This is a genomic window from Corynebacterium sp. MSK158, from assembly GCF_030229085.1.
Lineage (GTDB): Bacteria > Actinomycetota > Actinomycetes > Mycobacteriales > Mycobacteriaceae > Corynebacterium.
The window spans coordinates 115,280-137,392 of sequence record NZ_JASPHJ010000004.1; the positions used below are offsets into that span (position 1 = coordinate 115,280).

At 64.7% G+C, this 22,113-nt stretch carries 26 protein-coding genes and 1 riboswitch; of the genes, 11 read left to right on the top strand and 15 right to left on the bottom strand.

Features of this window, described 5'->3' with window-relative positions:
• The first annotated feature begins 36 nt into the window (after positions 1-36).
• Genes QP915_RS04900 through menE form a run of 3 tightly spaced genes read left to right on the top strand, consistent with a single transcriptional unit; the run spans position 37 to position 2,278 of the window.
• Complete coding sequence (locus QP915_RS04900; protein WP_284768335.1) at positions 37-1,005, top strand: 1,4-dihydroxy-2-naphthoyl-CoA synthase; 969 nt, start codon at positions 37-39, stop codon at positions 1,003-1,005.
• The gene (locus QP915_RS04905; protein WP_284768336.1) at positions 1,005-1,130 is read left to right on the top strand and encodes a hypothetical protein; all 126 of its coding nucleotides are present in this window, start codon (positions 1,005-1,007) and stop codon (positions 1,128-1,130) included. Before QP915_RS04900 ends, QP915_RS04905 begins: the two co-directional genes overlap by 1 nt.
• 11 nt (positions 1,131-1,141) lie before the next feature.
• Positions 1,142-2,278, top strand: a complete 1,137-nt coding sequence (menE, locus tag QP915_RS04910) for an o-succinylbenzoate--CoA ligase (protein ID WP_284768337.1) — start codon at positions 1,142-1,144, stop codon at positions 2,276-2,278.
• Here menE and QP915_RS04915 read toward each other — a convergent pair.
• Positions 2,275-2,958 carry a metal-dependent transcriptional regulator gene (locus QP915_RS04915; RefSeq protein WP_284768339.1) on the bottom strand — a complete coding sequence of 228 codons (684 nt, stop codon included), beginning with the start codon at positions 2,956-2,958 and terminating at the stop codon, positions 2,275-2,277. The two genes, menE and QP915_RS04915, sit on opposite strands and share 4 nt — an antisense overlap.
• Before the next feature lie 108 nt (positions 2,959-3,066).
• Between QP915_RS04915 and QP915_RS04920 the strand changes: the two genes are divergently transcribed.
• Genes QP915_RS04920 through QP915_RS04940 form a run of 5 tightly spaced genes read left to right on the top strand, consistent with a single transcriptional unit; the run spans position 3,067 to position 7,337 of the window.
• The gene (locus tag QP915_RS04920; RefSeq protein WP_284768340.1) at positions 3,067-3,987 is read left to right on the top strand and encodes a metal ABC transporter substrate-binding protein; all 921 of its coding nucleotides are present in this window, start codon (positions 3,067-3,069) and stop codon (positions 3,985-3,987) included.
• Entirely contained in the window at positions 3,987-4,697 is a 711-nt protein-coding gene (locus QP915_RS04925; protein WP_284768341.1) for a metal ABC transporter ATP-binding protein, read from the top strand. Before QP915_RS04920 ends, QP915_RS04925 begins: the two co-directional genes overlap by 1 nt.
• On the top strand, positions 4,694-5,548 hold the full coding sequence (locus tag QP915_RS04930; RefSeq protein WP_239274487.1) for a metal ABC transporter permease: 855 nt from the start codon (positions 4,694-4,696) through the stop codon (positions 5,546-5,548). Before QP915_RS04925 ends, QP915_RS04930 begins: the two co-directional genes overlap by 4 nt.
• Entirely contained in the window at positions 5,545-6,372 is an 828-nt protein-coding gene (locus QP915_RS04935) for a metal ABC transporter permease (protein ID WP_284768344.1), read from the top strand. Before QP915_RS04930 ends, QP915_RS04935 begins: the two co-directional genes overlap by 4 nt.
• Before the next feature lie 38 nt (positions 6,373-6,410).
• Positions 6,411-7,337: a 1,4-dihydroxy-2-naphthoate polyprenyltransferase gene (locus tag QP915_RS04940; RefSeq protein ID WP_284768345.1), complete on the top strand. Its 927-nt coding sequence runs from the start codon at positions 6,411-6,413 to the stop codon at positions 7,335-7,337.
• Here the strand turns inward: QP915_RS04940 and QP915_RS04945 are convergent.
• The gene (locus QP915_RS04945) at positions 7,334-7,660 is read right to left on the bottom strand and encodes a DUF4229 domain-containing protein (protein WP_284766061.1); all 327 of its coding nucleotides are present in this window, start codon (positions 7,658-7,660) and stop codon (positions 7,334-7,336) included. The two genes, QP915_RS04940 and QP915_RS04945, sit on opposite strands and share 4 nt — an antisense overlap.
• A 38-nt stretch (positions 7,661-7,698) precedes the next feature.
• Between QP915_RS04945 and QP915_RS04950 the strand changes: the two genes are divergently transcribed.
• Complete coding sequence (locus QP915_RS04950; RefSeq protein ID WP_179387346.1) at positions 7,699-7,944, top strand: hypothetical protein; 246 nt, start codon at positions 7,699-7,701, stop codon at positions 7,942-7,944.
• On the opposite strand, the gene QP915_RS04955 is transcribed toward QP915_RS04950, so the two are convergent.
• The 8 genes from QP915_RS04955 to QP915_RS04990 form a co-directional block, all read right to left on the bottom strand.
• On the bottom strand, positions 7,941-8,201 hold the full coding sequence (locus QP915_RS04955) for a helix-turn-helix domain-containing protein (RefSeq protein WP_250411601.1): 261 nt from the start codon (positions 8,199-8,201) through the stop codon (positions 7,941-7,943). The two genes, QP915_RS04950 and QP915_RS04955, sit on opposite strands and share 4 nt — an antisense overlap.
• Complete coding sequence (ccsB, locus tag QP915_RS04960; protein WP_284768347.1) at positions 8,202-9,221, bottom strand: c-type cytochrome biogenesis protein CcsB; 1,020 nt, start codon at positions 9,219-9,221, stop codon at positions 8,202-8,204.
• Positions 9,222-9,315: 94 nt separating this feature from the next.
• The gene (locus QP915_RS04965; protein ID WP_284768350.1) at positions 9,316-10,947 is read right to left on the bottom strand and encodes a cytochrome c biogenesis protein ResB; all 1,632 of its coding nucleotides are present in this window, start codon (positions 10,945-10,947) and stop codon (positions 9,316-9,318) included.
• A 7-nt stretch (positions 10,948-10,954) separates the two neighbouring features.
• The gene (locus tag QP915_RS04970) at positions 10,955-11,758 is read right to left on the bottom strand and encodes a cytochrome c biogenesis CcdA family protein (RefSeq protein ID WP_284768352.1); all 804 of its coding nucleotides are present in this window, start codon (positions 11,756-11,758) and stop codon (positions 10,955-10,957) included.
• Entirely contained in the window at positions 11,759-12,370 is a 612-nt protein-coding gene (locus QP915_RS04975; protein ID WP_284768354.1) for a TlpA disulfide reductase family protein, read from the bottom strand. It lies immediately after the preceding gene.
• On the bottom strand, positions 12,370-12,978 hold the full coding sequence (locus QP915_RS04980) for a histidine phosphatase family protein (RefSeq protein ID WP_005327918.1): 609 nt from the start codon (positions 12,976-12,978) through the stop codon (positions 12,370-12,372). Before QP915_RS04980 ends, QP915_RS04975 begins: the two co-directional genes overlap by 1 nt.
• 22 nt (positions 12,979-13,000) lie before the next feature.
• Positions 13,001-14,302, bottom strand: a complete 1,302-nt coding sequence (gene hemL, locus QP915_RS04985; protein WP_284768357.1) for a glutamate-1-semialdehyde 2,1-aminomutase — start codon at positions 14,300-14,302, stop codon at positions 13,001-13,003.
• Between the two features lie 619 nt (positions 14,303-14,921).
• On the bottom strand, positions 14,922-15,236 hold the full coding sequence (locus tag QP915_RS04990) for a DMT family transporter (protein ID WP_005327239.1): 315 nt from the start codon (positions 15,234-15,236) through the stop codon (positions 14,922-14,924).
• 8 nt (positions 15,237-15,244) lie between these two features.
• A riboswitch (guanidine-III (ykkC-III) riboswitch) is annotated at positions 15,245-15,310 on the bottom strand.
• Positions 15,311-15,341: 31 nt separating this feature from the next.
• On the opposite strand from QP915_RS04990, the gene QP915_RS04995 reads away from it, so the two are divergent.
• Together QP915_RS04995 and QP915_RS05000 are read left to right on the top strand one after the other, a co-directional pair.
• On the top strand, positions 15,342-16,190 hold the full coding sequence (locus QP915_RS04995; RefSeq protein ID WP_284768359.1) for an NAD(P)-dependent oxidoreductase: 849 nt from the start codon (positions 15,342-15,344) through the stop codon (positions 16,188-16,190).
• 116 nt (positions 16,191-16,306) lie between these two features.
• Positions 16,307-17,338, top strand: a complete 1,032-nt coding sequence (locus tag QP915_RS05000) for an HNH endonuclease signature motif containing protein (protein WP_284768361.1) — start codon at positions 16,307-16,309, stop codon at positions 17,336-17,338.
• A 70-nt stretch (positions 17,339-17,408) separates the two neighbouring features.
• Here the strand turns inward: QP915_RS05000 and QP915_RS05005 are convergent, their stop codons facing one another.
• The 5 genes from QP915_RS05005 to hemB are packed head-to-tail and all read right to left on the bottom strand — an operon-like array spanning position 17,409 to position 22,094.
• A complete protein-coding gene (locus tag QP915_RS05005) occupies positions 17,409-18,788 on the bottom strand; it encodes a protoporphyrinogen oxidase (RefSeq protein ID WP_284768362.1) in 1,380 nt (459 codons plus the stop codon).
• The gene (gene hemE / locus QP915_RS05010; RefSeq protein WP_284768363.1) at positions 18,789-19,823 is read right to left on the bottom strand and encodes a uroporphyrinogen decarboxylase; all 1,035 of its coding nucleotides are present in this window, start codon (positions 19,821-19,823) and stop codon (positions 18,789-18,791) included.
• 37 nt (positions 19,824-19,860) lie between these two features.
• Entirely contained in the window at positions 19,861-20,352 is a 492-nt protein-coding gene (locus tag QP915_RS05015) for a tellurium resistance protein TerC (protein ID WP_284768365.1), read from the bottom strand.
• Entirely contained in the window at positions 20,349-21,101 is a 753-nt protein-coding gene (locus tag QP915_RS05020; protein WP_284768367.1) for a hypothetical protein, read from the bottom strand. The genes QP915_RS05015 and QP915_RS05020 overlap by 4 nt, the downstream gene beginning before the upstream one ends.
• Positions 21,102-21,110: 9 nt before the next feature.
• Positions 21,111-22,094 carry a porphobilinogen synthase gene (gene hemB, locus QP915_RS05025; RefSeq protein ID WP_284768368.1) on the bottom strand — a complete coding sequence of 328 codons (984 nt, stop codon included), beginning with the start codon at positions 22,092-22,094 and terminating at the stop codon, positions 21,111-21,113.
• Positions 22,095-22,113: the final 19 nt, after the last annotated feature.

The following is a 22,113-nucleotide window of genomic DNA, read 5'->3' on the forward strand; positions in this document are numbered from 1 at the left end:
GGGGACTATTCTTCTTTTGCCACTAAGCTGGCCATCATGAGCGAGCAGAGAAAATACAGCACCGATAATCCGTTCCGCCCGGAATTGTGGCATGCCGTAGAAGGTTTTGAGGACCTGACGGATATCACCTACCACCGGCTCAACGGCGAGGGCCGCAAGAACGGCATCGTGCGCATCGCCTTCGACCGCCCGGAGGTGCGCAATGCGTTTCGCCCGCATACCGTAGACGAGCTCTACCGCGCCCTGGATCACGCCCGCCGCACGCCGGATGTGGGCACGATTTTACTCACCGGCAATGGTCCGTCCGAAAAGGATGGCGGCTGGGCGTTTTGTTCCGGTGGCGACCAGCGCATTCGCGGCCGCTCCGGATACCGCTACGCCACCGAGCACACCCACGATGACGCCACCGCGGATGAATCCACTGTGGATACCGCCCGCGAGAAGGTCGAGGGCGGCCGCCTGCACATCCTCGAGGTCCAGCGCCTGATCCGCACCATGCCCAAGGTGGTCATCGCCGTGGTCAATGGTTGGGCAGCCGGCGGCGGACACTCGCTGCACGTGGTCTGCGATATGACGGTCGCTTCCCGCCAAGAGGCGCGCTTCAAGCAGACGGATGCGGACGTGGGGTCCTTCGACGCCGGCTATGGCTCGGCATACCTGGCCAAGATGGTGGGCCAGAAATTCGCCCGCGAGATCTTCTTCTTGGGCCGCACCTACGATGCCCAGCGCATGTACGAAATGGGCGCGGTCAACGAGGTCGCGGACCACGGCGAGCTGGAAGACGCCGCCATCCGCATGGGCCAGGAGATCAACATGAAGTCCCCCACCGCCCAGCGCATGCTGAAGTTTGCCTTCAACCTCACCGATGATGGACTCATGGGCCAGCAGGTCTTCGCCGGCGAGGCCACCCGCCTGGCGTATATGACCGACGAAGCCGTCGAGGGCAAGGAGTCCTTCCTGGAAAAGCGCGAGCCTAATTGGGATAGCTTCCCGTACTACTACTAATGCTTATCGCTTTTTGTATCGGCATCGCCGTCGTAGCTACGGGTGCGCTCATCGTGGGACGCATCGTGGTGCTGCGCGGCATACGCAAGGCGGAAAAGAACGAAACCCGCCCCTTTGACAGCTAAAATCGACGGCCGTGACTATCCTCTCCCCTCTTCCGGTTGACCCCCACTCCCCGGCCGCCATCCTCCCGGACCTGGAGGCCGCCATTGCCGGGCAGGCCTGCTTCTTGCCGCTCCCGCTTGCCGACGCCACCCGTGCCACCCTCCTGCGCAATACCCAACGCGCCGGTGAGCCCATCGATCCCGGCATCGCACTCGTGATGTCCACCTCGGGTTCCACCGGCACGCCGAAGGGCGCACAGCTCACCCCAGCAAACCTAGTGGCCAGCGCTGATGCCACCCACCAGGTGCTCGGCGGCACCGGCCAGTGGCTGCTGGCCATGCCGGCCCACCACATCGCCGGCATCCAGGTCTTGGTGCGCTCGCTGGTGGCGGGCGTGGATCCGCTATGCATGGATCTCAGCGAGGGCTTCGATATCCCTACCTTCGCCCGCGCAGCTGCAGAGCTCGACCGCACTGGCGACCGCACCTATACCGCGCTGACCCCGCTGCAACTGGCCAAGGCCATGGATTCGGTCGCAGGCATCGACGCGCTACGCACTTTCGATGCCATCCTGGTCGGCGGCGCGGCCATCAACCCGCGCCTGCGCGCAGCGGCCGAGGAGCTGGGCATTGCAGTAGTGGCGACGTATGGATCCTCCGAAACCGCGGGCGGCTGCGTCTACGACGGCCGGCCGATTCCCGGAGCCCAAGTGCGCGTCCAGGACGGCCGCATCCTCTTGGGTGGGCCCACCATCGCCCACGGCTACCGCAACGCGCCCGAGCACGAAGCCTTCCGCGAGCCAGGCTGGTTCGCCACTTCCGACGGCGGCTTTATCGACGCCGGCACCCTCACCGTCACCGGCCGGCTGGATAATGTCATCGACTCCGGCGGCCTCAAGCTGCACCCAGAGGCGCTAGAAACCGAAATCCTCAAGGTTAAGGGCGTGGACCATGCCTGCGTCGTCGGCGTGCCGCACCCGCGGCTTGGCCAGGCGATTATGGCGGCGTATACCGGCTGGGCCGATATCGGCGATATCCTCGAGGCCCTCGAGGACGCCGAGCTCCCCCGCTGGCAGATCCCAAAGGACATCAAGCGCCTCGCGGAATTTCCCACGGCCGGGCCAGGCAAAATAGACCGCCGGGCGGTGGCGCGCATCTTCGGCGCTTAGCCACCTTCCACGTCGCGCACCGCGATATCGCGCGCCGCGGATTCCCCGAGCGAAAAGCTGGCCCCACCATCCACGCTAACCTCTAGGAGGCCGGCTACCGGCGGGGCAACGACGGTCAGCCGCACGCCCGGCCGAACCCCGTGTTTGTCCAAGTAGCGCAGGAATTCGCCATCGGCGTCATTGACCTGTTCCATGGTGACGGGAGAGTTGGGTGGGACGTCGGCAAGCGTAATGCGCGAGAGCGGCTCAGCCGCGCCATCGGCCGCCGGAATGGGATCGCCGTGGGGATCGCGCGCAGGGGCGCCGAGGAAAGCATCGATGCGCTCGACAAACCTATCGGAGGTCGCATGCTCTAGCATTTCGGCTTCCTCGTGCACCTCGTCCCAGGTATAGCCCAAGGTGCGCACCAAGAAGGTCTCGAGCAACCGGTGGCGGCGCACCATAGCAACAGCCAACTCGCGACCTTCCTCCACCAGCCGGACGCCAAAGTAACGCTCGTGTTCCACGAGTCCCTTGGCCGCGAGGCGCTTAACGGCCTCGGAGGTGGTGGGCAGCTTTTGGCCGGCAGCCTTGGCCAGATCACCGAGCGGCATGGCGGTATCGCGCCCCGCCTTTTCCTCGTGGTTCCACAAAATCTTGAGGTAGTCCTGGGTGCGTTCGGGCAGCTCGCTTACGTGCATTCACCCCATCGTAGTTCATCCTATTGCTTCCGTAAGTTTCAATATGTATGTTTTACAGAGTTCATTCCATTGAACTTTGGTATTCATTTCTAATTTAAGGATTTTTCGTTGCAGAAAACCACCGCACTTCCCCTCGCCGTACTGCTCGCCGCTACTACGCTAACGGCCTGCTCAAGCGGCGATGACAACCACGGAGATAGCCTAAAAATCTTCGCCACCACCGGCTACTTGGCCGATGCTGCAGCCAACCTCGCCCCCGAAGCCGATATCACCACCATGGTCGGCCCCGGCGGTGATCCGCACACGTACCAGCCCACCACGCACGATATTGAGGCTATGAAGGACGCCGACCTCGTACTCTGGAATGGCCTCCACCTCGAGGCGCAGATGGTGGACCAGCTCGAATCCCTGGGAGAAAAGCAGCTCGCGGTGGGTGATCAGCTCGATGAACAAGATCTCCTGCCCTGGCCGGAACAAGGAAAGGGCGGCGAGCAACTCTATGATCCGCATATCTGGAATAGCCCCAAGCTGTGGAGCCAGGCCGTCGAGAGTATCGGCGACAAACTTGGCGATATCGATTCCGAGCACGCCGCGGACTACTCCACTGCCGCCGATAACTATGAGAGCCAGATCGCCGCTGCACAGGACAAGGCTAAGAAGGAACTCGCTGCTGCGAAGCCCCGCGTGCTCATCACCGGCCATGATGCTTTCAACTACTTTGGCAAGACCTTCGACTTTGACATCCACGCCACCGATTTCGTGACCACCGAGGCCACAAAATCCGCCACCGAAATTTCCGCTCTGGCCGATACCATTGCCGATAAGAAGGTCCCCGTCATCTTCAAGGACAATCAAGCCAACCCACAGGCCATCACCTCGCTGCAGCAGGCCGTGGAGTCCCGCGGCTGGAAGGTTACCGTCTCGGACGAGGAGCTCTTCGCCGATACCCTAGGACCCGACGCGCCCACCGATACCTACCTCGGGGCTTTCGAACACAACGCACACACCGTGGCAAAGGCCTTAAGCTAATGCTGCGCGCCACCCACCTCACCGCGGGCTATCCGCGCACGCCCCTGCTTGCCGACGCCACCTTTGCCCTCACTCCCGCCACCATCACCGGCCTCGTGGGTGCCAACGGCTCCGGCAAGTCCACCCTTGTGCGCACCTTGGTGGGCCTGCTTCCACCGCTTAACTGCGAATCGCTCACCTTTGATGGCACCAACCTTGCCCATTTCCGCCACCGGCTCGGTTACATGCCGCAGCACGCGGATATCGATTGGGATTTTCCGGCCACGGCCTTCGACGTCGCGCTTATGGGTCGCACCGCCGGCCTGCGCTGGTGGCAGTGGCCGAGCCGCGCCGATAAGCGCGCCGCTCATGACGCGCTCGCCCGCACCGGAATGCAAGAGCACTCGCACCTGCCCATTTCGGCCCTGTCCGGCGGCCAACGCCAGCGCGTCTTGCTCGCCCGCACGCTCGTGAGCGATCCCGAGCTCATTATCTTGGATGAGCCCTTCGCTGGGGTCGACGCCGCAAGCCAGCGCGCCATCATGGACGTGCTCCGGCAACTGCGCGCCGATGGCGCCACCATCCTGCTGGTCCACCACAACCTCGCAGAGGTCGCCGATTTCTGCGATGAGGTCCTCATGGTGGGCCAAGGCCGTCTCATCGCGGCCGGGCCTACTAAGCAGGTGCTCACCGAATCCGCCATCGCCGACATGTTTTGCCTGCCCTCATGAACCCACTAGAACTCTTTCAGGATTTCACCTATACGCAGGCGCTTTTGGGGACGGTACTCATCGGAGCCTGCGCCGGCGCGCTCGGCCCGCTGGTCTATGTGCGCCGCACCAGCCTGCTCGCTGATGCCATCTCGCATTCCTCCTTGCCTGGCCTGCTGGTCGCCTTCGTCGTGGCTACGGCCTTAGGGTGGGACGGCCGCAATATCTGGCTACTTTCTGCCGGTGCCATCCTCACCGGCACACTGGCCGTCGGCTGTATTCACCTGATTCCACGGCTGGCCCCGCTCGGCCCGACCACCGCGATGGCCGCTACGCTTACCACATTCTTCTCCATCGGCATGCTGCTCATGCAGTATATTTCCCGCCAGCCCTTGCCCGGCAAGGCCGGCATCCAGGACTACCTGCTGGGAAACGCGTCCACGCTCACGCGCGCCGATGTGAGTTCTGCGCTCGTCATTGGCGGCGGCGTCTTGCTAATTCTTTCTTCGGTACACACTCGGCAAGCCACCGTCGCCTTTGACGCCCCCTTTGCCCGCGTAGCCGGCATTCGCACCACGGCCTTAAATGCCCTCAGCTTCCTCTCCTTAACCGCCGTCACGGTTATAGGCGTCAAGGTGGTCGGCGTGGTCCTCATGGTGGCCGTAGTCATCAGCCCGGCCGCGGCCGCCCGCCCCTGGGTTCACCGCCTGATTCCCTTCATTGCACTAGCCGGCTTCCTAGGCGCGTTTACTGCCGCCGTGGGTTGCTACCTTTCCATCGCCTTTGGCCCGCTGCCTACCGGCCCCATCATCGTGCTGGTGCAAGCCGCCACCGTAGCGTTCAGCCTCGTCACCAGAAAGCTTCGACCATGACCCTTGCCGCTACCGCTTGCCTGCTCGCCGTCCTTACCGCCGTAGCATGCGCGCTGCCCGGCACTTTTGTAGTTCTACAGGGACAGGCCATGCTTATCGACGGCATCGGTCATGCCGTCCTCCCCGGCATCGCCGTGGGCTACCTTTTGACCTCCGATATCGACTCCCCGCTGCTGCTTATTACCGCCGCGGCCGGTGCCCTGGCCGTCGCGCTCGGCACGCGGTGGCTGCAGCGCAGCGCGCTGGTTACTGCCGACGCCGCCCTAGGCCTCATCTTCCCCGCGCTCTTTGCCGCCGGCGTCATCCTCATCTCTACCCGAATGAGCCACGTACATATCGATGTCCACGCCGTCTTGGTTGGCGATGTTAACCTCGCCGCCTTTTCCAATCCCCACTACTGCTATGTCATGGCCGGCGTGCTTGCCGCTAATGCAATCTTCCTCGCCCTTACCTTGCCGCGGCTTTCCGCCACGTCTTTTGACGCGCCATTCTGCACCGTGCGCGGGGTCCACTCCCGCGCCGTACAGACAACGTTTATGGCGGTCGTCGCCTGCACCGCTACCGCCGCCTTCCACGCCGCCGGCGCCATGCTGGTTATCGCCTTGATGGTCTTTCCCACCATGACCGCTCGGCTTTTCACCCGCCGAGTGCCCGCCCTAGTGCTGGCTGCCTGCGGCATCGCTGCCCTGAGCGCGGTAGCAGGATTCTGGCTGGCGTACTACCTAAACGCGGCCACCTCCGCCGCAATGACGGTCACCAATGCCGCGCTCTTTATCGCGGCGCTGGCTGCGTATCGGGTACACCAGCGCGCCTGCCTACGCTGATTGCCGCCCGCCACCACGCCAGTGGCACAATGGTGGCTATGTCTGCCTCGAAGTCTGCCCCGAATTCTGGGGCCCGTTCCGCCGGTAATTACCCCGCCACTGCTCAGGATTGGCTCGAGGGCGCGCGCCCGCATACCTGGGCCAACGCTTTTGCGCCCGTCGTTGCGGGCACCGGCGCGGCATTCGGCATCGACGGCGGCCACGTGGGCCGCGTGCTGCTCGCCCTCATCGTGGCGTGGGCGCTTATCATCGGCGTGAACTACGCCAATGACTATTCGGATGGCATCCGCGGCACTGACGACGACCGCACCGGTCCGCAGCGCCTCACCGGCGGCGGCTTGGCCCGCCCGGAGCACGTAAAGCTCGCCGCCTTCGCTGCCTTCGCCGTGGCCGGGATCGCCGGCATCGCGCTGTCCTTCGCGGCGCATGCGTGGTGGCTCATCCTCGTCGGCGCGCTATGCATCGCCGGCGCCTGGTTTTATACCGGCGGCAAGAACCCGTATGGCTACCGCGGGCTCGGCGAGGTCGCCGTGTTCGTCTTTTTCGGCCTCGTCGCCGTGCTCGGTACGGAATTTACCCAGGCCGGCCGCCTGTCGTGGTCGGGCCTCGCGCTAGCCGTGGGCATCGGCGCGATGAGCTCTGGGGTGAACCTAGTCAATAATATCCGCGATATTCCCTCCGACGCCGAAACCGGCAAGATTACCCTCGCCGTGCGCCTCGGCAACGAGAAGGCGCGCCTGCTCTTTACGGTGCTGCTCCTGCTGCCTTTCTTGCTAACCATCGGCATTGCCTTCGGCAGCTGGCTCGCGCTCGCTGGCTTGGTCTACTTCCCCCTTGCGCTGCGCGCCATCCGCACCGTCAACCGCGGCGCCCAGGGCTCAGAGCTTATCCCAGTGCTCGGCCTGACCGGCCGCGCGATGCTGCTATGGGCCGTTATCGAGGCCGCCGCACTCATCATCGTCTAGTCCTGGGCGGCGCGGCCTTCCAGCTCCGCCTGGACCCAACGCTTGTGGGCCTTGCGCTGGGCGGAGTACTCGGCCAGCGTCTGGGTGGCCTCGATGCGCCACTTTTTAAAGATCAGCATCGATAGCGGCAGCGCCACAAAGAGCGCCAGCAGCGCCGCGATGAGCACCGGGATGGGAAAGCCGATGGTGATGGCCAAAAGCTCAATCACCACGGTCAAAGCGATAAATAGCACCACGCGGGCGAGCCCGTACTTCCACAGCGCCGCGCGCGAACGGCGGCGCAGTTCTGGGTCCGGCTTGGGTGGCTCAGGGTTATGCGTCATGGGGGTTGATTGTACGCGGTACAGGTAGAATCGCACGCATGGGCCGAATAATCCTCCTCCTACTCTTTGTCCTCGCCGCCTACCTCGTCTGGAAGGCCTTCGGGCCCTCGACATGGAAAAAGCGCGAGGTGGAACAACCCCGCGCTATCAAAGGCCCCGATGATGACGAGGAATTCCTCTGGAAACTGGAAAAGGAGCGCTTCAAGCAACGCCGCGCACAGGAGGCAGAAGAAGAAAAACGCCGCCAGCGCCGCAAACGCGACGCCGACGGCGAGAAGGACTAGGCTTCCTTCGGCACGAAGCGCATCTCTAGGCCTAAGGCCTCGGCCACTGCCGTGATCTTTTCCCACCGCACGCCCGCACCACCGTGCTCGATGGTGTGGAGGGTGGAGCGGGAGATACCGGCGGCGTCGGCAAGCTGCTGCTGCAAAATGCCCAACTCGCGGCGCCGCTCGGCAAATTGGGCGCCAAGCCCCAGAATCACCGCATTATCGCCGGCCGGCTTTCCCTGCTTATGGCGTGGGCTATTATGCTCCGCCATCTAGTTCAGCCCCGCATAGGAATGCAGGCCGGAGACGACCATATTGATAAAGAACAGGTTGAAGACCATCAGCGCCATCGCCATGACGTTGATCCACGGTGCCGCCTTGCGGAAGGCCGGCGTCGCACGCGCATGCAGGTAAGCGGCATACAGGATCCAGGTGGCAAAGGATACGGTCTCCTTCGGGTCCCAGCCCCAGAAGCGACCCCACGCGGACTCGGCCCAGATGGCGCCCAGGATGATGCCCAAGCCCAAGGTCGGCAGGGTAATAACAGCCAGGCGGTAGGCCAGCTGATCAATCTTCGCGGCCGAAGGCAGCGGGCGGGCCACCGCACCGAAGAAGCCATGCTCGGCATGCTTCGGTTGCGCCATACGGAACAGCGTCAGCAGCGAGACAATGCCAGAAATAATACCGATGGACGCGCCCAAGGAAACCACGGTGACGTGGATGGGCAGCCAGTGCGACTGCAGCGCCGGCACCACCGGGGCGGACTCGGCATAGAGCTTGGTGGAACCATAAAACATCAGCGCGAGGGTCGGGGTGAGCAGCCACGGCCACACGGTGCGCCATTCCTTGCGCTGCATGGCCATATTGCCCACCAGCAGCACACCGAAGCTCACCATCAGCACGTACTCGTACAGGTTGCCAAAGGGGAAGCGGCCGGTGGCTAGGCCGCGCAGCACGATCGCCGCGGCGTGCAGGGCAATACCCACCCACATCAGCGCGCTGGTCATGCCGCCGAGCTTATCGGCCTTGCGCTCCTTTTCCTGCAGCTCATCGGCCGTGATTCCGGAAGAGGACTGGGCAACCTCACCCTCATAGCTGTGCTTGTCGACGCCCCCAGCGCCCGCCCCCACCAAGACCTTCGCGGCCTCGGACTTCACGGCGCGGCGGCCCTCGATAATGCCCTGCATGCGGCCGTAGTAAAACAGCCACATAAAGAGCGCGACGCAGTACACCACAAAGGCGGTCTGCACCGCGATATCCGAGAAATTAGACAGATTCTGATCAATCTGCATGAACGCTCCTAGCCAATACACGTGCGGGGATAATGCTGATTACCTTACTCAGCGAAACGGCCTAATCCAACTTTTGTTGGACTAGGTCGGCGTACTAATCATCGGTATACAGCTCGTCTTCTTCGACCTCGTCTGGGTCGGGCAGTTCGAGCAGCGCTCGGTGGAGCTCGTGGAACTCCTCGGACCAGCCGGCGCGGTCGGTGCGGGCGAGGCCGCCCATTTCCACGTCGGTGCCGCCTGCCACATTCGGCCGCAGGCGGATGTAGACGCGGCGGCGCTTAATCACCAGCGATCCCACCAAAGAAATGAGCATCACCAGCGCGGAGGCCAGCACCCACTTCTGGAAAGGATCATAAGAGACCTGGTAGTTGGCGAACTCGCTGGCGCCGTCGAAGGTGATCTTCGTGCCATCGTCCAGGGTGACATCCTCGCCCTGGTTGAGGTTCACGCGGTCAATCTTTTGCAGCTGGCCGGACTGCACCAGGTTCGGGTCCAGCGAGAAGAAGGACTGCGGGGTGCCGGTGTCCAGGCCGGCATCGCCGCGGTAGATATCGATGGCCATCGCCGGATCCTGCAGCCCGGGGTATGCGGACTGCAGCAGCTTGCCGTTCTCGCCGGACCACTCGGCCGTGGGCGCGAAGAGGCCCTGGATGGCGATCTGGTTCTGGCGGCGGTCATAGAGATCCGGGTGCATGCCGGCCGGTGGGTCAAAGCGCATCGCACCAGAAGACAGGAAGAAGGTCGTGTCATTCGGCTGGAACTGAATGGTCTGGGTGCGCTTTTCGCCATTGGGCCATTCCACCGTGACCGTCGGTGCGTAGCCGTGGCCCTGCAAGTAGACGCGGTTGTGCGCTAGGCGCAGCGGGTGGTTGACCTTAAGCTCATAATCCTTCCACTCGGAGTCATCCTTGTAGATGTCTTCGTCCTCCGCGTAGGAAACGTTGGAGGTAAACATTTCCGCCTGGCCGTTGGGCAGGTATTCGGCCGCGAAGTCATGAGCGATGAGGCAGAAGGGGTGGAGACCGGTGCCGTCGAAAAGCGGGCCGGCGCGGAAGGAGTCAAAGTTTGACGTGGAGGTATTACAGAACTCCGTGGACTGGTCCAGGGTCTGGCCGCCGCCCTGCGAGCCGGACTCGGTGACCACGATGACCTGGCCCTCATAGTTGACCAAGCGGCCGGCGGCGACGGTAACCAAGATGGCCACCAGCGCCACGTGGAAAATGAGATTCGCCAGTTCGCGGCCGTAGCCGCGCTCTGCGGAAAAGGTGTGCACGCCGGCTCGGTCTTCTTCGGGGGAGTACTCGGCCACGCGCCACTTCTTCAGGCGCTTTTTAATTTCCGCGGATAGCTCTTCCTCGCTCTTATCCGAGTGCCCCTCGGCCGCCAGCGGCAGCTTGTGGAGGTACTTCGGCGCGCGCGTTGGCGGGGTCTTCCACGCCTTGTAGTGATCCCAGGAGCGCGGCAGGATGCAGCCCACCAGGGAAATGGCCAAGAGGATGAAGATGGCCTGGAACCAGACGGACGAAAAGACGTCGAAAAGCTGCAGCTTGTCGTAGATCTTCGCCACGTTGCCGTTGGACTCGATGAAGTCCTGCACGTTCTGCTCGTTGAGGTCGCGCTGCGGCAGCAAGGAACCGGGAATCGCGGCCAGCGCCAGCAAGAAAAGCAGCGCCAGCGCCGTGCGCATGCTGGTCAGCCAATGCCAGGCTTTGCGAAAATATTTCACGTCTCTCCTAAATCAGGGTTGCGCCAAAGTTGCCGGTCCACTGGCGGATGAGGCTAATAAACTCGCCCCACAGACCGGTTACCAGGGCCAGGCCGACGAGTATCATGGCCACGCCGCCGATTATCTGGATGGTATGCGAGTGCTTACGGGCCCACGAAATCGAACGCATCGCCCGCGCGGAGCCCAGCGCCACCAGCAGAAACGGCAGGCCCAAGCCCAGGCAATAAAAGATGATGAGCAACACGCCGCGCGCAGCCGTCATGCCTTCGGTGCCGGCCGATACGGAAATGATGGCGGCCAGCGTTGGGCCCAAACACGGCGTCCAGCCCAGCGCGAATATCCCGCCCAGCAGCGGCGCGCCTAGCCAGGTGGTCCAGCGCTTCGGTGCCATGCGGGTGTCTTTTTGCAGCGCCGGGATCGCGCCGAGGAAAACCACACCCATCAGGATGGTCACGCCGCCGCCTACCCGCATGAGCGTCTCCTCATTGAGCCGGAGCGCGGAAATCGCGCCGAATACGGAGACCGTCGCCAGCAGGAAAACCACGGTAAATCCCAGGATGAACAAGGCGGCGGCCAGTACCACGGCCCATTGCCTACGCTTGCCGACGCCCACCCCCAACTCACCGTCAAACGTAACCTCGCCGCCCACTACGCCGGCTAGGTAGGAAATATAGCCGGGCACCAGTGGGATCACGCACGGGCTGGCGAAGCTCACCAACCCCGCCACGGCGGCCGCGAGCAGGCCCAGAATGAGTGGGCCGGAGGTCGCGGCCTCGGCAAAGGAGTTGCCGATGCTCGCTGCGTTGTCCATTTATTCCTTTTCTAGTTTGTCCACTACGTCCATCACATCTTGGGCGGTGATGGACCGCAAAAAGACCGTAGCCGGGCGGTGCTGTTTATCCAAGACGATGGTGGTCGGGACCACGGAGGTGGGCACGCCGCCAAGGGCCGCCGCGGTCTTAAACGGCGGATCGTAGATGGAGGGATACTTCAGCCCGTTGTCTTCGAGGAAGTCATTGGACACCTGCGGGTTATAGTCGCGCACATTGATGCCCAAGACGGTGCCAATCTTCCGCTTCTGTAGCTCGGAGTGGACCTCTTGGAGGTCATCGGCCTCGGCGCGACACGGGGCGCACCACTGGCCCCAGGAGTTGAGCACGACGATCTCGCCCTCATAGTCCTCCAGAGAAATGGTCTTATCCGTATCGCGCACATCCTCGCCGGAGAACGTGCGCAGCGGCTTGCGCTCGGATTCCTCGTAATTGATGACCTTTTCGCCGCCGGGCGTGATGAACTCGAAATTGCCGCCGGTAGCCACCGCGTTTTGCGCGTTGTCGGCGTCCTGCGAGCACCCAGCAAGCGGCAGCACGATGGCTGCCGCCGCCAGCACCGCGCCGACTGCGCGTCTGCGTTGCGATGCCATTAAATCTCCTGGGCCGGCGAGGAGTAGAAGATGTCCGTGACCTGGTTATCCTCAAAAAGCAGGGAGGTAACCGAGGCCAAGTCGCATTCGCGGTTCCACGGCGCGTGCGGCAGGCGCTGGCCCAGCACGGTGCGCTGCACCATCACGATGGGCAGCTGGTGGCTGACCAAGATCGCCTCGTGGCCGGCCGCGGCGGTGCGGGCGCGTTCGATGGAGCCCAGCATGCGCTCGGCAATCTGCTCATAGGGCTCGCCCCACGAGGGTTCCAACGGGTTGACCAGCAGCGGCCAGCGGCGCGGATTCCACAGCGCGGAGCGCAGGCCTTTTGTGCGCAGGCCCTCGAAGCGGTTGCCGGACTCGATGAGCGTCTTATCGACGTCCACGTCTAGCCCCGTTACCTGCGCAATCGGCCGCGCGGTTTCCTGGGCGCGCTGCAGCGGCGAGGCCGCCAGGTAGGTCACGTCGTGGTCGCGGAAAGATTCCGCGGTGCGCGCCGCCATGGAATGCCCGCGCGAGGACAGGTGATAGCCCGGGATGCGACCGTAGAGGATCTTCTCCGGGTTGTGGACCTCGCCGTGGCGCACGAGGTGAACGATGGTGCGTGTCATGTCTCTCCTTGGTGTGCGGGACTTAATGTGCGGGACGCGCGGCGGCCGCCGCCTGCGCGGCGGGCTTGAGGGCGGCTTCGATGAGTTCAAAGTCGGCGTCGGTAAGTGCATCCGAGACAAACCAGGTCTCGAATGGGCTTGGCGCGACGTAGATGCCGTTATCCAGCAGGGCGTGGAAGAACGGGGTGAAGCGGAAGGTCTCGGCCGCCTGCACATCGGCAAAGTTGCGGCCCTCGCCCTCGGCAAAGCGGATGGAGAACATCGACGACGCCCGCTGGATGTGGTGCGCTACGCCTTCGGCCGACAGCGCGGAAGAAATCATGCCGGTCAGGCGGTCCGCGTTGGCCTGCAGGCGCTCGTAGAGCGATTCATCGGCCAGCTCCAAAGACTTCAGGCCGGAGGCCATGGCCACCGGATTACCGGACAGCGTGCCGGCCTGGTAGACCGGACCGTCCGGAGCAAGGTAGTCCATGACCTCAGCGCGGCCGCCGAAAGCAGCGGCCGGCAGGCCACCGGAGACGACCTTGCCGAAGGTCACCAAGTCCGCCGCCACGCCGTCGACGCCGTACCAGCCCTTATAGGAGGTGCGGAAGCCGGTCATGACCTCGTCGAGGATGAGGAGGGCGCCGTCGCTATGGGCGACGTCGGCAAGCGCGGCATTGAAACCCTCTTCTGGTGCCACAGTGCCCATGTTGCCGGCCGAAGCCTCCGCGATAATGCAGGCAATCTCGCCCGGGTGCTGCGCAAATGCCTCGCGCACGGCCTCGATATCGTTATAAGGAACGACGATGGTATCGGCCGCCGTCGCGCCCGTAACGCCCGGGGAATCCGGCAGCGCAAAGGTCGCCACGCCGGAGCCGGCCGAGGCCAACAGTGCATCCACATGGCCGTGGTAGCAACCCTCGAACTTCAGCACCTTGGGGCGACCGGTGTAGCCGCGGGCCAGGCGCACCGCAGACATGGTGGCCTCGGTGCCGGAGTTGACCATGCGCACCTTATCGGCCGCGGTGCGCGCGACGATGGCCTCCGCGAGCAAAGCCTCACCCTCGGTGGGCGAGCCGAAGCTCAAGCCACCCGCTGCGGCCTGCTGCACGGCCTCCACAATCTCTGGGTGCGCATTGCCGTGAATCATCGGGCCATAGGAGCTGACCAGGTCAACGTACTCGTTGCCGTCGACGTCCCACAGGCGCGAGCCTGCACCGCGCTCAATTACGCGAGCCTGGCCGCCCACGGAGCCAAACGCGCGCACCGGCGAGTTCACCCCGCCCGGAATCACCTTGGAGGAACGCTCAAACCACTGTTGCGACTGGGAAGTATTAGGCATGTCTGACATTCTAGCGATTCGCGCGCTATACAAAAGTTGGAGTGCGCGATTCACAGTCAGCCGCTAAACTTCGGGGCGTTGCACTTTTCAATTCGGGGGGATTTTCAATGCAGCGCACTCTCATTTTCGCCATCCTGGCCGCTTTCTGCCTCGCCGGTTGCGCTCAGCCCAGGCCCGAGCGGTCGCTGCCTACCTCGGTGGGTGCTACCCCGCTTGCCGACGCCCCCTCCTGGCAACCCCCTCCCCGCCCGCTCGCCCCGCGCGACCTTCCTCGGGAGGACAAGCCGGCCCCTCCCTCACCGCCGGCCGAGCAGCCTTCGCCGTCGGACGCGGCGCCGGTGCCTGAGTCTGGTTCGCGTCCTAGCCCGGCTCCCGCGCCACGGCAGCGGCCCGCACCAGCGGCAGCACCAGCGCCCGCACCACGTCTGCAACCAGCGGCGCCGGCCCCACGCCCACCTGCGAGGGACAAAAGCGGCCTGCCAAACCTCAATATTCCGCCGCACGAGGTGCGCGGGCGCATCGAAGACGCGGTGCCTGATGTGCCGGCAGTGCCCGCTATGCCCGCGCCGGCCCCGCCACCTACGCCGCCGCTGCCACCCGCGCCGCGGATTCCGGACCTCTAACTCACCGCTTTCAGCCCCACGATGCCGCCGATAATCATGGCGAGGAATAGTACCTTCCACACCGTGGCGGCCTCGTGTCCGGCGGCGAAAGAATAGATAACCGCCACCGACGCGCCAACGCCCGCCCACACCGCATAGGCCGTGCCCACCGGGATGCTGCGCATCGCCCACGCCAGCCCGCCCATGGAAATCGCGCAGGCCACGAGGAAAATGAGCGAGGGCCACAGGCGCGTAAAACCTGCGGACTTATCCAGCGCCGCCGCCCACACGGCCTCGAATGCGCCGGAGAAAATCAAGATGAACCACGCCATAACTGCTTCCTGGCCGTCTTGTCGCGTTTCCGGGTACGGCTCCCTCGTCCGGGGCTCGTGCAAGTCGCGGCGAACCTACACCCAATGATGGCACACTAGGAAACCATGAAGATTGCATTTCTTGGAACTGGCCGCATGGGAACCGAACTAGCCCGCCGCCTGCTCAACGAGCAAGATGGCATCGAATTGACCGTCTGGAACCGCACCGCCGAGCGCGCCCAACCGCTGGTGGAGGAAGGCGCCGAGCTTGCCGCCTCGCCTACCGAGGCCGTAGCGAACGCTGAGGTCATTATTACCTCTCTCTTCGGGCCCGACGATGTCCGCGAGGTCGTCGTCGAGCCGCAGCTCATCCCCGCCGGCGTGACGTGGATTGACACCACCACCGTCTCGCCCAATGATGCCCGCGAGTTCGCTGCCGCCGTGGAAACCTACGTCCACGCCCCGGTCGTCGGCACGCTTGGCCCGGCCCGCGAGGGCAAGCTCGGCGTCTATGTGGGCACGCCTAACGACGCCCGCCGTGAGCAAGCCATGTCCCTCGCCGAGTCCTGGGCAGGCGAAGACAAGCTCATCGGAGTGGAGACGGCGGCCACGGCGGCCATCGGAAAGCTGCTGGCAAACCTCGCGCTCGCCGTCACCGCCGAGGGCCTGCTCGAAGCCCTGCAGCTCGGCGAGTCCGAGGGCCTAGACTCCGAGGTGGTGCTGCAGATGCTCGATATCACCGGCCTGTCCTTCATCGCCAATATGAAGGCGCCGTTTATCACCGGCGAGCGCAATACCGACCCGGGCGATTTCACCGTCGACGCCCTAGCCAAGGACGCCAAGCTCATGGAGATGACCTCCACCAAGCCACTGCCCGCCCTGACCGCTGCCATCGGCCGCTTCGAGGAAATGCAGGCCATGGGCCACGGCGATCAGGACTTCTCCTCCATCTTCGTTTTCCGCAATAAGGGCTAGTTATCCACAGGCCCGCCGGGCGTGCGGGCCGAAATTCGCCCTGTGAGCCCTAGTTATCCACAGGTTCGCGCGCTCGCCCTCGCACGGGTTGCGCGCCGTGGCTTAGGCTGCGGGGCATGACAGCTCTTCAGACCTATCTCGCGGCCTTGGCGCCCGGCATCGACATCGTTGCCGGGTGCGCCGGTATGTCTGAAGACCAGCTGCGGGCCGCCGGGGCGCCCAATAAGACGGCCCGCACTTTGCTCACGCTTGCCGACGCCCTCTTTGCCCCCACCTACTTTGCCCGCCTGCAGCGCCAGGCGGTGACCGCCGCCCGCGACCGCGCCCACCCGCTGCCCACGCTCGAGGTTATCGAGCGCTACGCATCCCGCGCCAAGACCAAGCGCGACGCCTGGCGCCTGCGCGTGGAGCTGTGCCGCACCGCCGCCGATACCGATGAGATGGAAAAGCTGGCGCGCAAAAAGCTGCGCGAGCTCAATCCCCCGGCCCCGCCGCGCCCCGGCGTGCGCATCCGCCGCCGCAAGGACGCACCGTGGACCCTCGCGATTACCGGGCCCTCTTCGCTCATCGCGGACTTAGAATCCAGTCTGGATGAGGATTCTCCCCTCGACTCCGTAGCGGAGCTCTTCTCCCCTTCCGGCGCCTCACCGGCTGCCCGCCCGACCATTATGACCAACGCGATCATCACGCTCGACGAGCTTGACCGCATCATCGATGGCGACGGCGAAGAAGTCACCATCCAGCTCACCAACGGCGCCCGCCTCACCGGCGCGGAAATCGTCTCGCGCACGCTGGCAGAGCGCGGGCTTATCACCCTCGTCCACCCCTTCGAGGGCGCGGTCAACCTCTACCGCACGGAGCGCATGGCAAACGAGAAGCAGCGTCTCATGGCCGCCGCGGAAAATCCGGTATGCCCGTGGGCCGAATGCAACTATCCGGCGGATAAATGCCAGGTGCACCACTTGCAGGCGTGGCGGCACGGCGGCGATACCAATATGGCAAACCTCGCCACCTGTTGCCCGTACCACAACGGCGTCAACGACGATGACCCGAATGCCCCACCGGTGCGCGGGCGCCTCGTTCGGCGCCGAGGCCGCGTGGTGTGGCAGCCGCCCTGGGCTGATACCGCGCCATCACCGCCCAAGTAACTCCGCACCCGCCAGGCAGCAGGATGCCCTGCTGCCGCATTGGCATGCCCGCAGCTAGCGAACCCCGCAGCTAGCGAGCGATGCGGGCCGCAGCAGCGCGGGCATCCGCGATGACATTGGGTACGCCAACCCCGCCGGCCCAGGCACCGGTGGCATCGATGCCCGGCGTCGCCGCGAGGGCACCCCGCGCACCGGCCACGGTTTCCAGGTGTCCGGCATCAAAGCGCGGCAAACCGCCGAACCAACGTTGGGTGAAAATCTCGGCAACGCCCGCGGCGCGGCCGTCGAAGCCGGTGAGCCGCTGAAGGTCGTCGAGGGCATAGTCCACCAGGTCGTCTTCCTCGGCGCGGACGATGGCGTCGTCGCCAAAGCGGCCGAAGGAGGCGCGCACCAAGGCACCACCGCGCTCGGCCAAGTGTGGCCACTTGCGCGAGGACAGGGTGAAGGCCTTGGCGTGAACGTCGTCTTGGTCGGTGGCGACGAGGATGCCGGAGTTCTGCGGCAACGCGTTGCCGGCCGGGTCCGTGTCGGACTCGAACTTCAGGCCCACGACTGCCGACGCCGCCAGCTTCACGCTCTTCAACCGCTCCGCCGCCCCCGGGGACACCTTGGGCAGCAGGCGCGCTGCGGTCGGGGCCGGGGTGGCCACCAGTACGCGGTCAAAGGGAGCGGTATCTCCGGGTGCGCCGGCTAGGCGGAATTTCTCGCCTTCTCGAGTGATGCCGGAGATGAAGGTATCGAGGTAGATCTTGGCACGGGATTTATCGGCCAGCGCTTCGTAGAGTTCTGCGTAGCCGCCGCGGAAGGTCTGAAAGACGGGGCCGCCGTTGCTCGGCTTGGCCGCGCGGGCTTCTTCCAGCGAGCGGACCGCGGCCGAGAGGGTGACTGGGCCGCGCTCGGAGAGCGCGTCGAGGGTCTCGGCCAGCGCTGGGATGGTCGCGCGTAACCCCAGGTCATCGGCCGAGCAAGAGTACACGCCGCCGAGGAGGGCGGAGATAACGTGGTCGACGAGGTCGTCGCCAAACTGCTGGCGCACCAAGCGGCCGACGGAGACGTCGCTGCCTGCCGTCCACTCGAAGGGCTCCTCGTTGTCGATGCGGCGGGCGGTCTCAGCCGAGACCAAGTGCGCGACCGGCTCCGAGTGCGAAGGAATGCCCATCATCCCGCCGCGCGGCAGCGGCTTAAGCTCGCCGGAGTACACCAGCGAATGCAGGCCGGAGGGCTCAACCAGGCTGTCACCTAAGCCGAGGGATTCGATGAATTCCACGGCGTCGTGGCGGCGGGCCAGGAAGGCCTCGGCGCCCATGTCGGTGGGGCCGTCATTAAACGGCACGGAGTACAGCTTGCCGCCGATACGGCCGGCGGCCTCGAAAACCTCAACGTCGTGGTCGCGCAGCTCGTAAGCGGCCGTCAAGCCCGCCAGGCCGGCACCAATAATCGCAATACGCATTTAGCCCTCCTCGTGAATGATGGATACGGCGCGGGTGATGGCCTCCGCGTCGGTAGTCGGCAAGACCCCGTGGCCGAGGTTCCAGATATGGCCGTCGATATCGCCGCGCTCGCGGGCCCGATCGACCTCGCCGCGGATGGTGCGCACGGCCTGGCGCACGGCGTCGTCGCCGGCAAAAAGCATGGCCGGGTCGAGGTTGCCCTGCAACACGCGGGCGCTCACGCGCTCGGCCGCGGCGTCCATGGGCACGCGATAATCGACGCCCATAACTTCCGACCCCGCCTCCGACATGGCCGGCAATAGCTCGCCGGTGCCGACGCCGAAGTGGATGCGCGGGATATCCACGCCCGCCAGGATTTCCCGGGAGTACGGCAGCACGAACTCGCGGTAGTCGCGCTCGTTGAGGTAGCCGGCCCAGGAATCAAAGAGCTGCATGGCGTCAATGCCGGCGTCGACCTGCACCTGCAGGAAGCGGGTGATGGTCGGCACCAAGCGGCGCATGAGCAGGTGCCAGGTCTCCGGCTCTGCGTGCATGAGGGCCTTGGTGCGCTCGTGGTTCTTGGATGGCCCGCCCTCAACAAGGTAGCTGGCCAGCGTGAACGGCGCGCCAACGAAGCCGATGAGCGCTTGGGTTTCGGTGAGCTCGGCCAGGATGCGGGCGATACCTTCGGTAACTTCGGGGACGTCAGTCTCCAGCAGCGGCAGCTTGCCGACGTCCTCCCTACTCCGCACCGCCTGCTCCATCACCGGCCCACGACCGGGCACGATATCGACCTTGACGCCCGCCGCCTTGAGCGGGACGACGATATCGGAGAATAAAATGGCGGCGTCGACGTCGTGGCGGCGCACCGGCTGCAGTGTAATCTCGGCTAGCAGCTCCGGCATGAAGCAGGAATCGAGCATGCTAATCCCCTCGCGGGCGGCGCGGTACTCCGGCAGCGAGCGGCCGGCCTGGCGCATGAACCAGACTGGGGGTCGGGAGGGGGTGCGGCCGAGGGCGGCTTCGATAAGCGGGGCACGATTGAGTCGAGACATGCCCCAATTATGAATCAAAAGTTGGAGTGAGGGCTAATTAGCCACGCAAGCTGCGGTCCTTGATGAAGCGGTTGGACTGCGGCTGGAAAAGCAGCGCGAGGGCGACGATCAAGGTGATGGGGATGATCAGCAGCCCGAGCCCGCCGATGCCGAGTGCAAGAGCGGCGATATTGGTAAAAAGCGCGAATGCGATGACCACGGTGATGATGCGGCGCGCCCACTTGGACCCGCCGGCCAGCTGCGCCGCGAAGAGCGCAAGCAGGATGGCACCGACGGCGTTGGTCACCGCGACAAATAGGCGATTGGAATGGAGGTACTCCGCGACCTGCGCATTCTGTGGCTCCACCTGTGGCCCTCCCGAGCCGAAGATGCCCACCATGCCGCTGACCAGCATGATCACGGCGCTGAGGACGAGCACCCAATAGGCCCAGCGCAGCTGTCGCGGCCACGCATCGAGGTTCTCCTTGGCGGAGGTGTTTCGGGCCGCCCGGTTATAGTCCCGGGGCCCGGGCCGCTCGGTATTATTCATCGCTTGTTCTCCCGGTCAGTGCGGCTAGCACGGTCGGCACGGTTGGTGCGGTCGGTGCGGTCGCGCTTGCCGCCGTCATGCTTGCCGCGCTGGTCATCCTTGGAGCGCTTGCGCTCTTCTTCGGCGCGCTTCTTCTCGCGCTGCGCTTGCTCGAGTTCTTTTTCCAGCTCGCGCATCTGCTCGAGTTCGCCGGTGTAGTCCAAAGTCTCGGTCCGCACGGAGAAAATCAGGCCGAGCACCGCCGCGACGCCGACAAGGATCTGCACCATGCCATCGGCGGCAAAGAGCCAATCGGGCACGTCCGCGCCGGCCGGGGTGACCATGAAGGTCAGCAGGATACGGAATCCGAAGTAGATCGAAAAAGCGAACCACACGCGGCGCGAGGTGCCGGCCCGCTTGCTGCGGTTAGCAAGGGACCGCAACAGGAAGGCCAACAGCACGATAATCGCCAGGGATATGGCAGCCGAAAGAGCGACGGAACCGTAGGCGGCGGTGCGGAGGAAGGCGTCGGAAAGCTGGGCTTCATCCACGCCGGCCGGTGCGGACTTGGCCATCTCCTTGGCCTGCGACATGAGTACGTCGTGGTTGAGCAGCGTGAGCACCACGTTGAGCACCTGGTGCACGGCCTCGCCGCATAGCGCGCCCAGCCACAGCCACAGCATGTACGTCACGGACTCCGGCCGCTGCTGCTGCCGCGGCGGGCGTTGCGTGCGAGGGGCAGGGGCGGACGACGGGGGCGTAGCAGTCACAGGGTTCCTTTACTTGAGAAGGCGGGCGGCTTCGGTAGCGAAGTAGGTCAGAATCTGGCCGGCGCCGGCGCGCTTGAATGCGGTCAGCGACTCGAGCATGATGGCCTCGCCGTCGATCCACCCGTTGGCGGCCGCGGCCTTGACCATCGCGTACTCGCCGGAGACCTGGTAGACCGCGACCGGCACGGGAGAAGTCTCCGCCACGGCCGAAAGCACATCCAAGTAGGGCAGACCGGGCTTGACCATGACGAAGTCCGCACCCTCTTCGATGTCGAGCTCGGCCTCGAGCAGGGACTCGCGGAAGTTGCGCGGATCCTGCTGGTAGGTGCGGCGATCGCCTTCGAGGGAGGAGCCGACGGCATCGCGGAACGGGCCGAAGAAGGCGGAGGCGTACTTGGCGGAATAGGCCATGATGGCCACGTCCTCGTGGCCGGCCTCGTCGAGGTCGGCGCGGATGGCAGCAACCTGGCCGTCCATCATGCCGGACGGGGAGACGATCTGCGCGCCGGCGCGGGCTTGGGAGCGGGCCATGTCTTGGTAGAGCTTGACGGATTCGTCGTTAAGCACGCGGCCCTTGTCATCCAGCACGCCGCAGTGGCCGTGGGAGGTGAACTCGTCCAGGCAAGTATCGGCCATAACGATGAGGTCATCGCCGAATTCCTCGTGCAGGCAGGAAATACCGCGGTTCAAAATGCCCTGCGGGTCCCAGGCGACGGAGCCGGTATCGTCCTTGTCCTCATCGAGCGGCACGCCGAAAAGGTCGATACACGCCACGCCGGCCTCCAACGCCTCTTCGGCCGCGCGGCGCAGCGAGTCGAAGGTGTGCTGGTAGACGCCCGGCATGGAGGGAATCTCGCGCGGGGCGTCGAGGCCGTCCACGATGAACATGGGCAGAATCAGGTCCGAGGGGCGGACCTCGGTTTCGGCCACGAGGTTGCGCATCTGCGGGGTGGTGCGCAGGCGGCGTGGGCGGCGGGCTGGGAAGGTGCTCATTGGGTACTCCTTAGAGCGA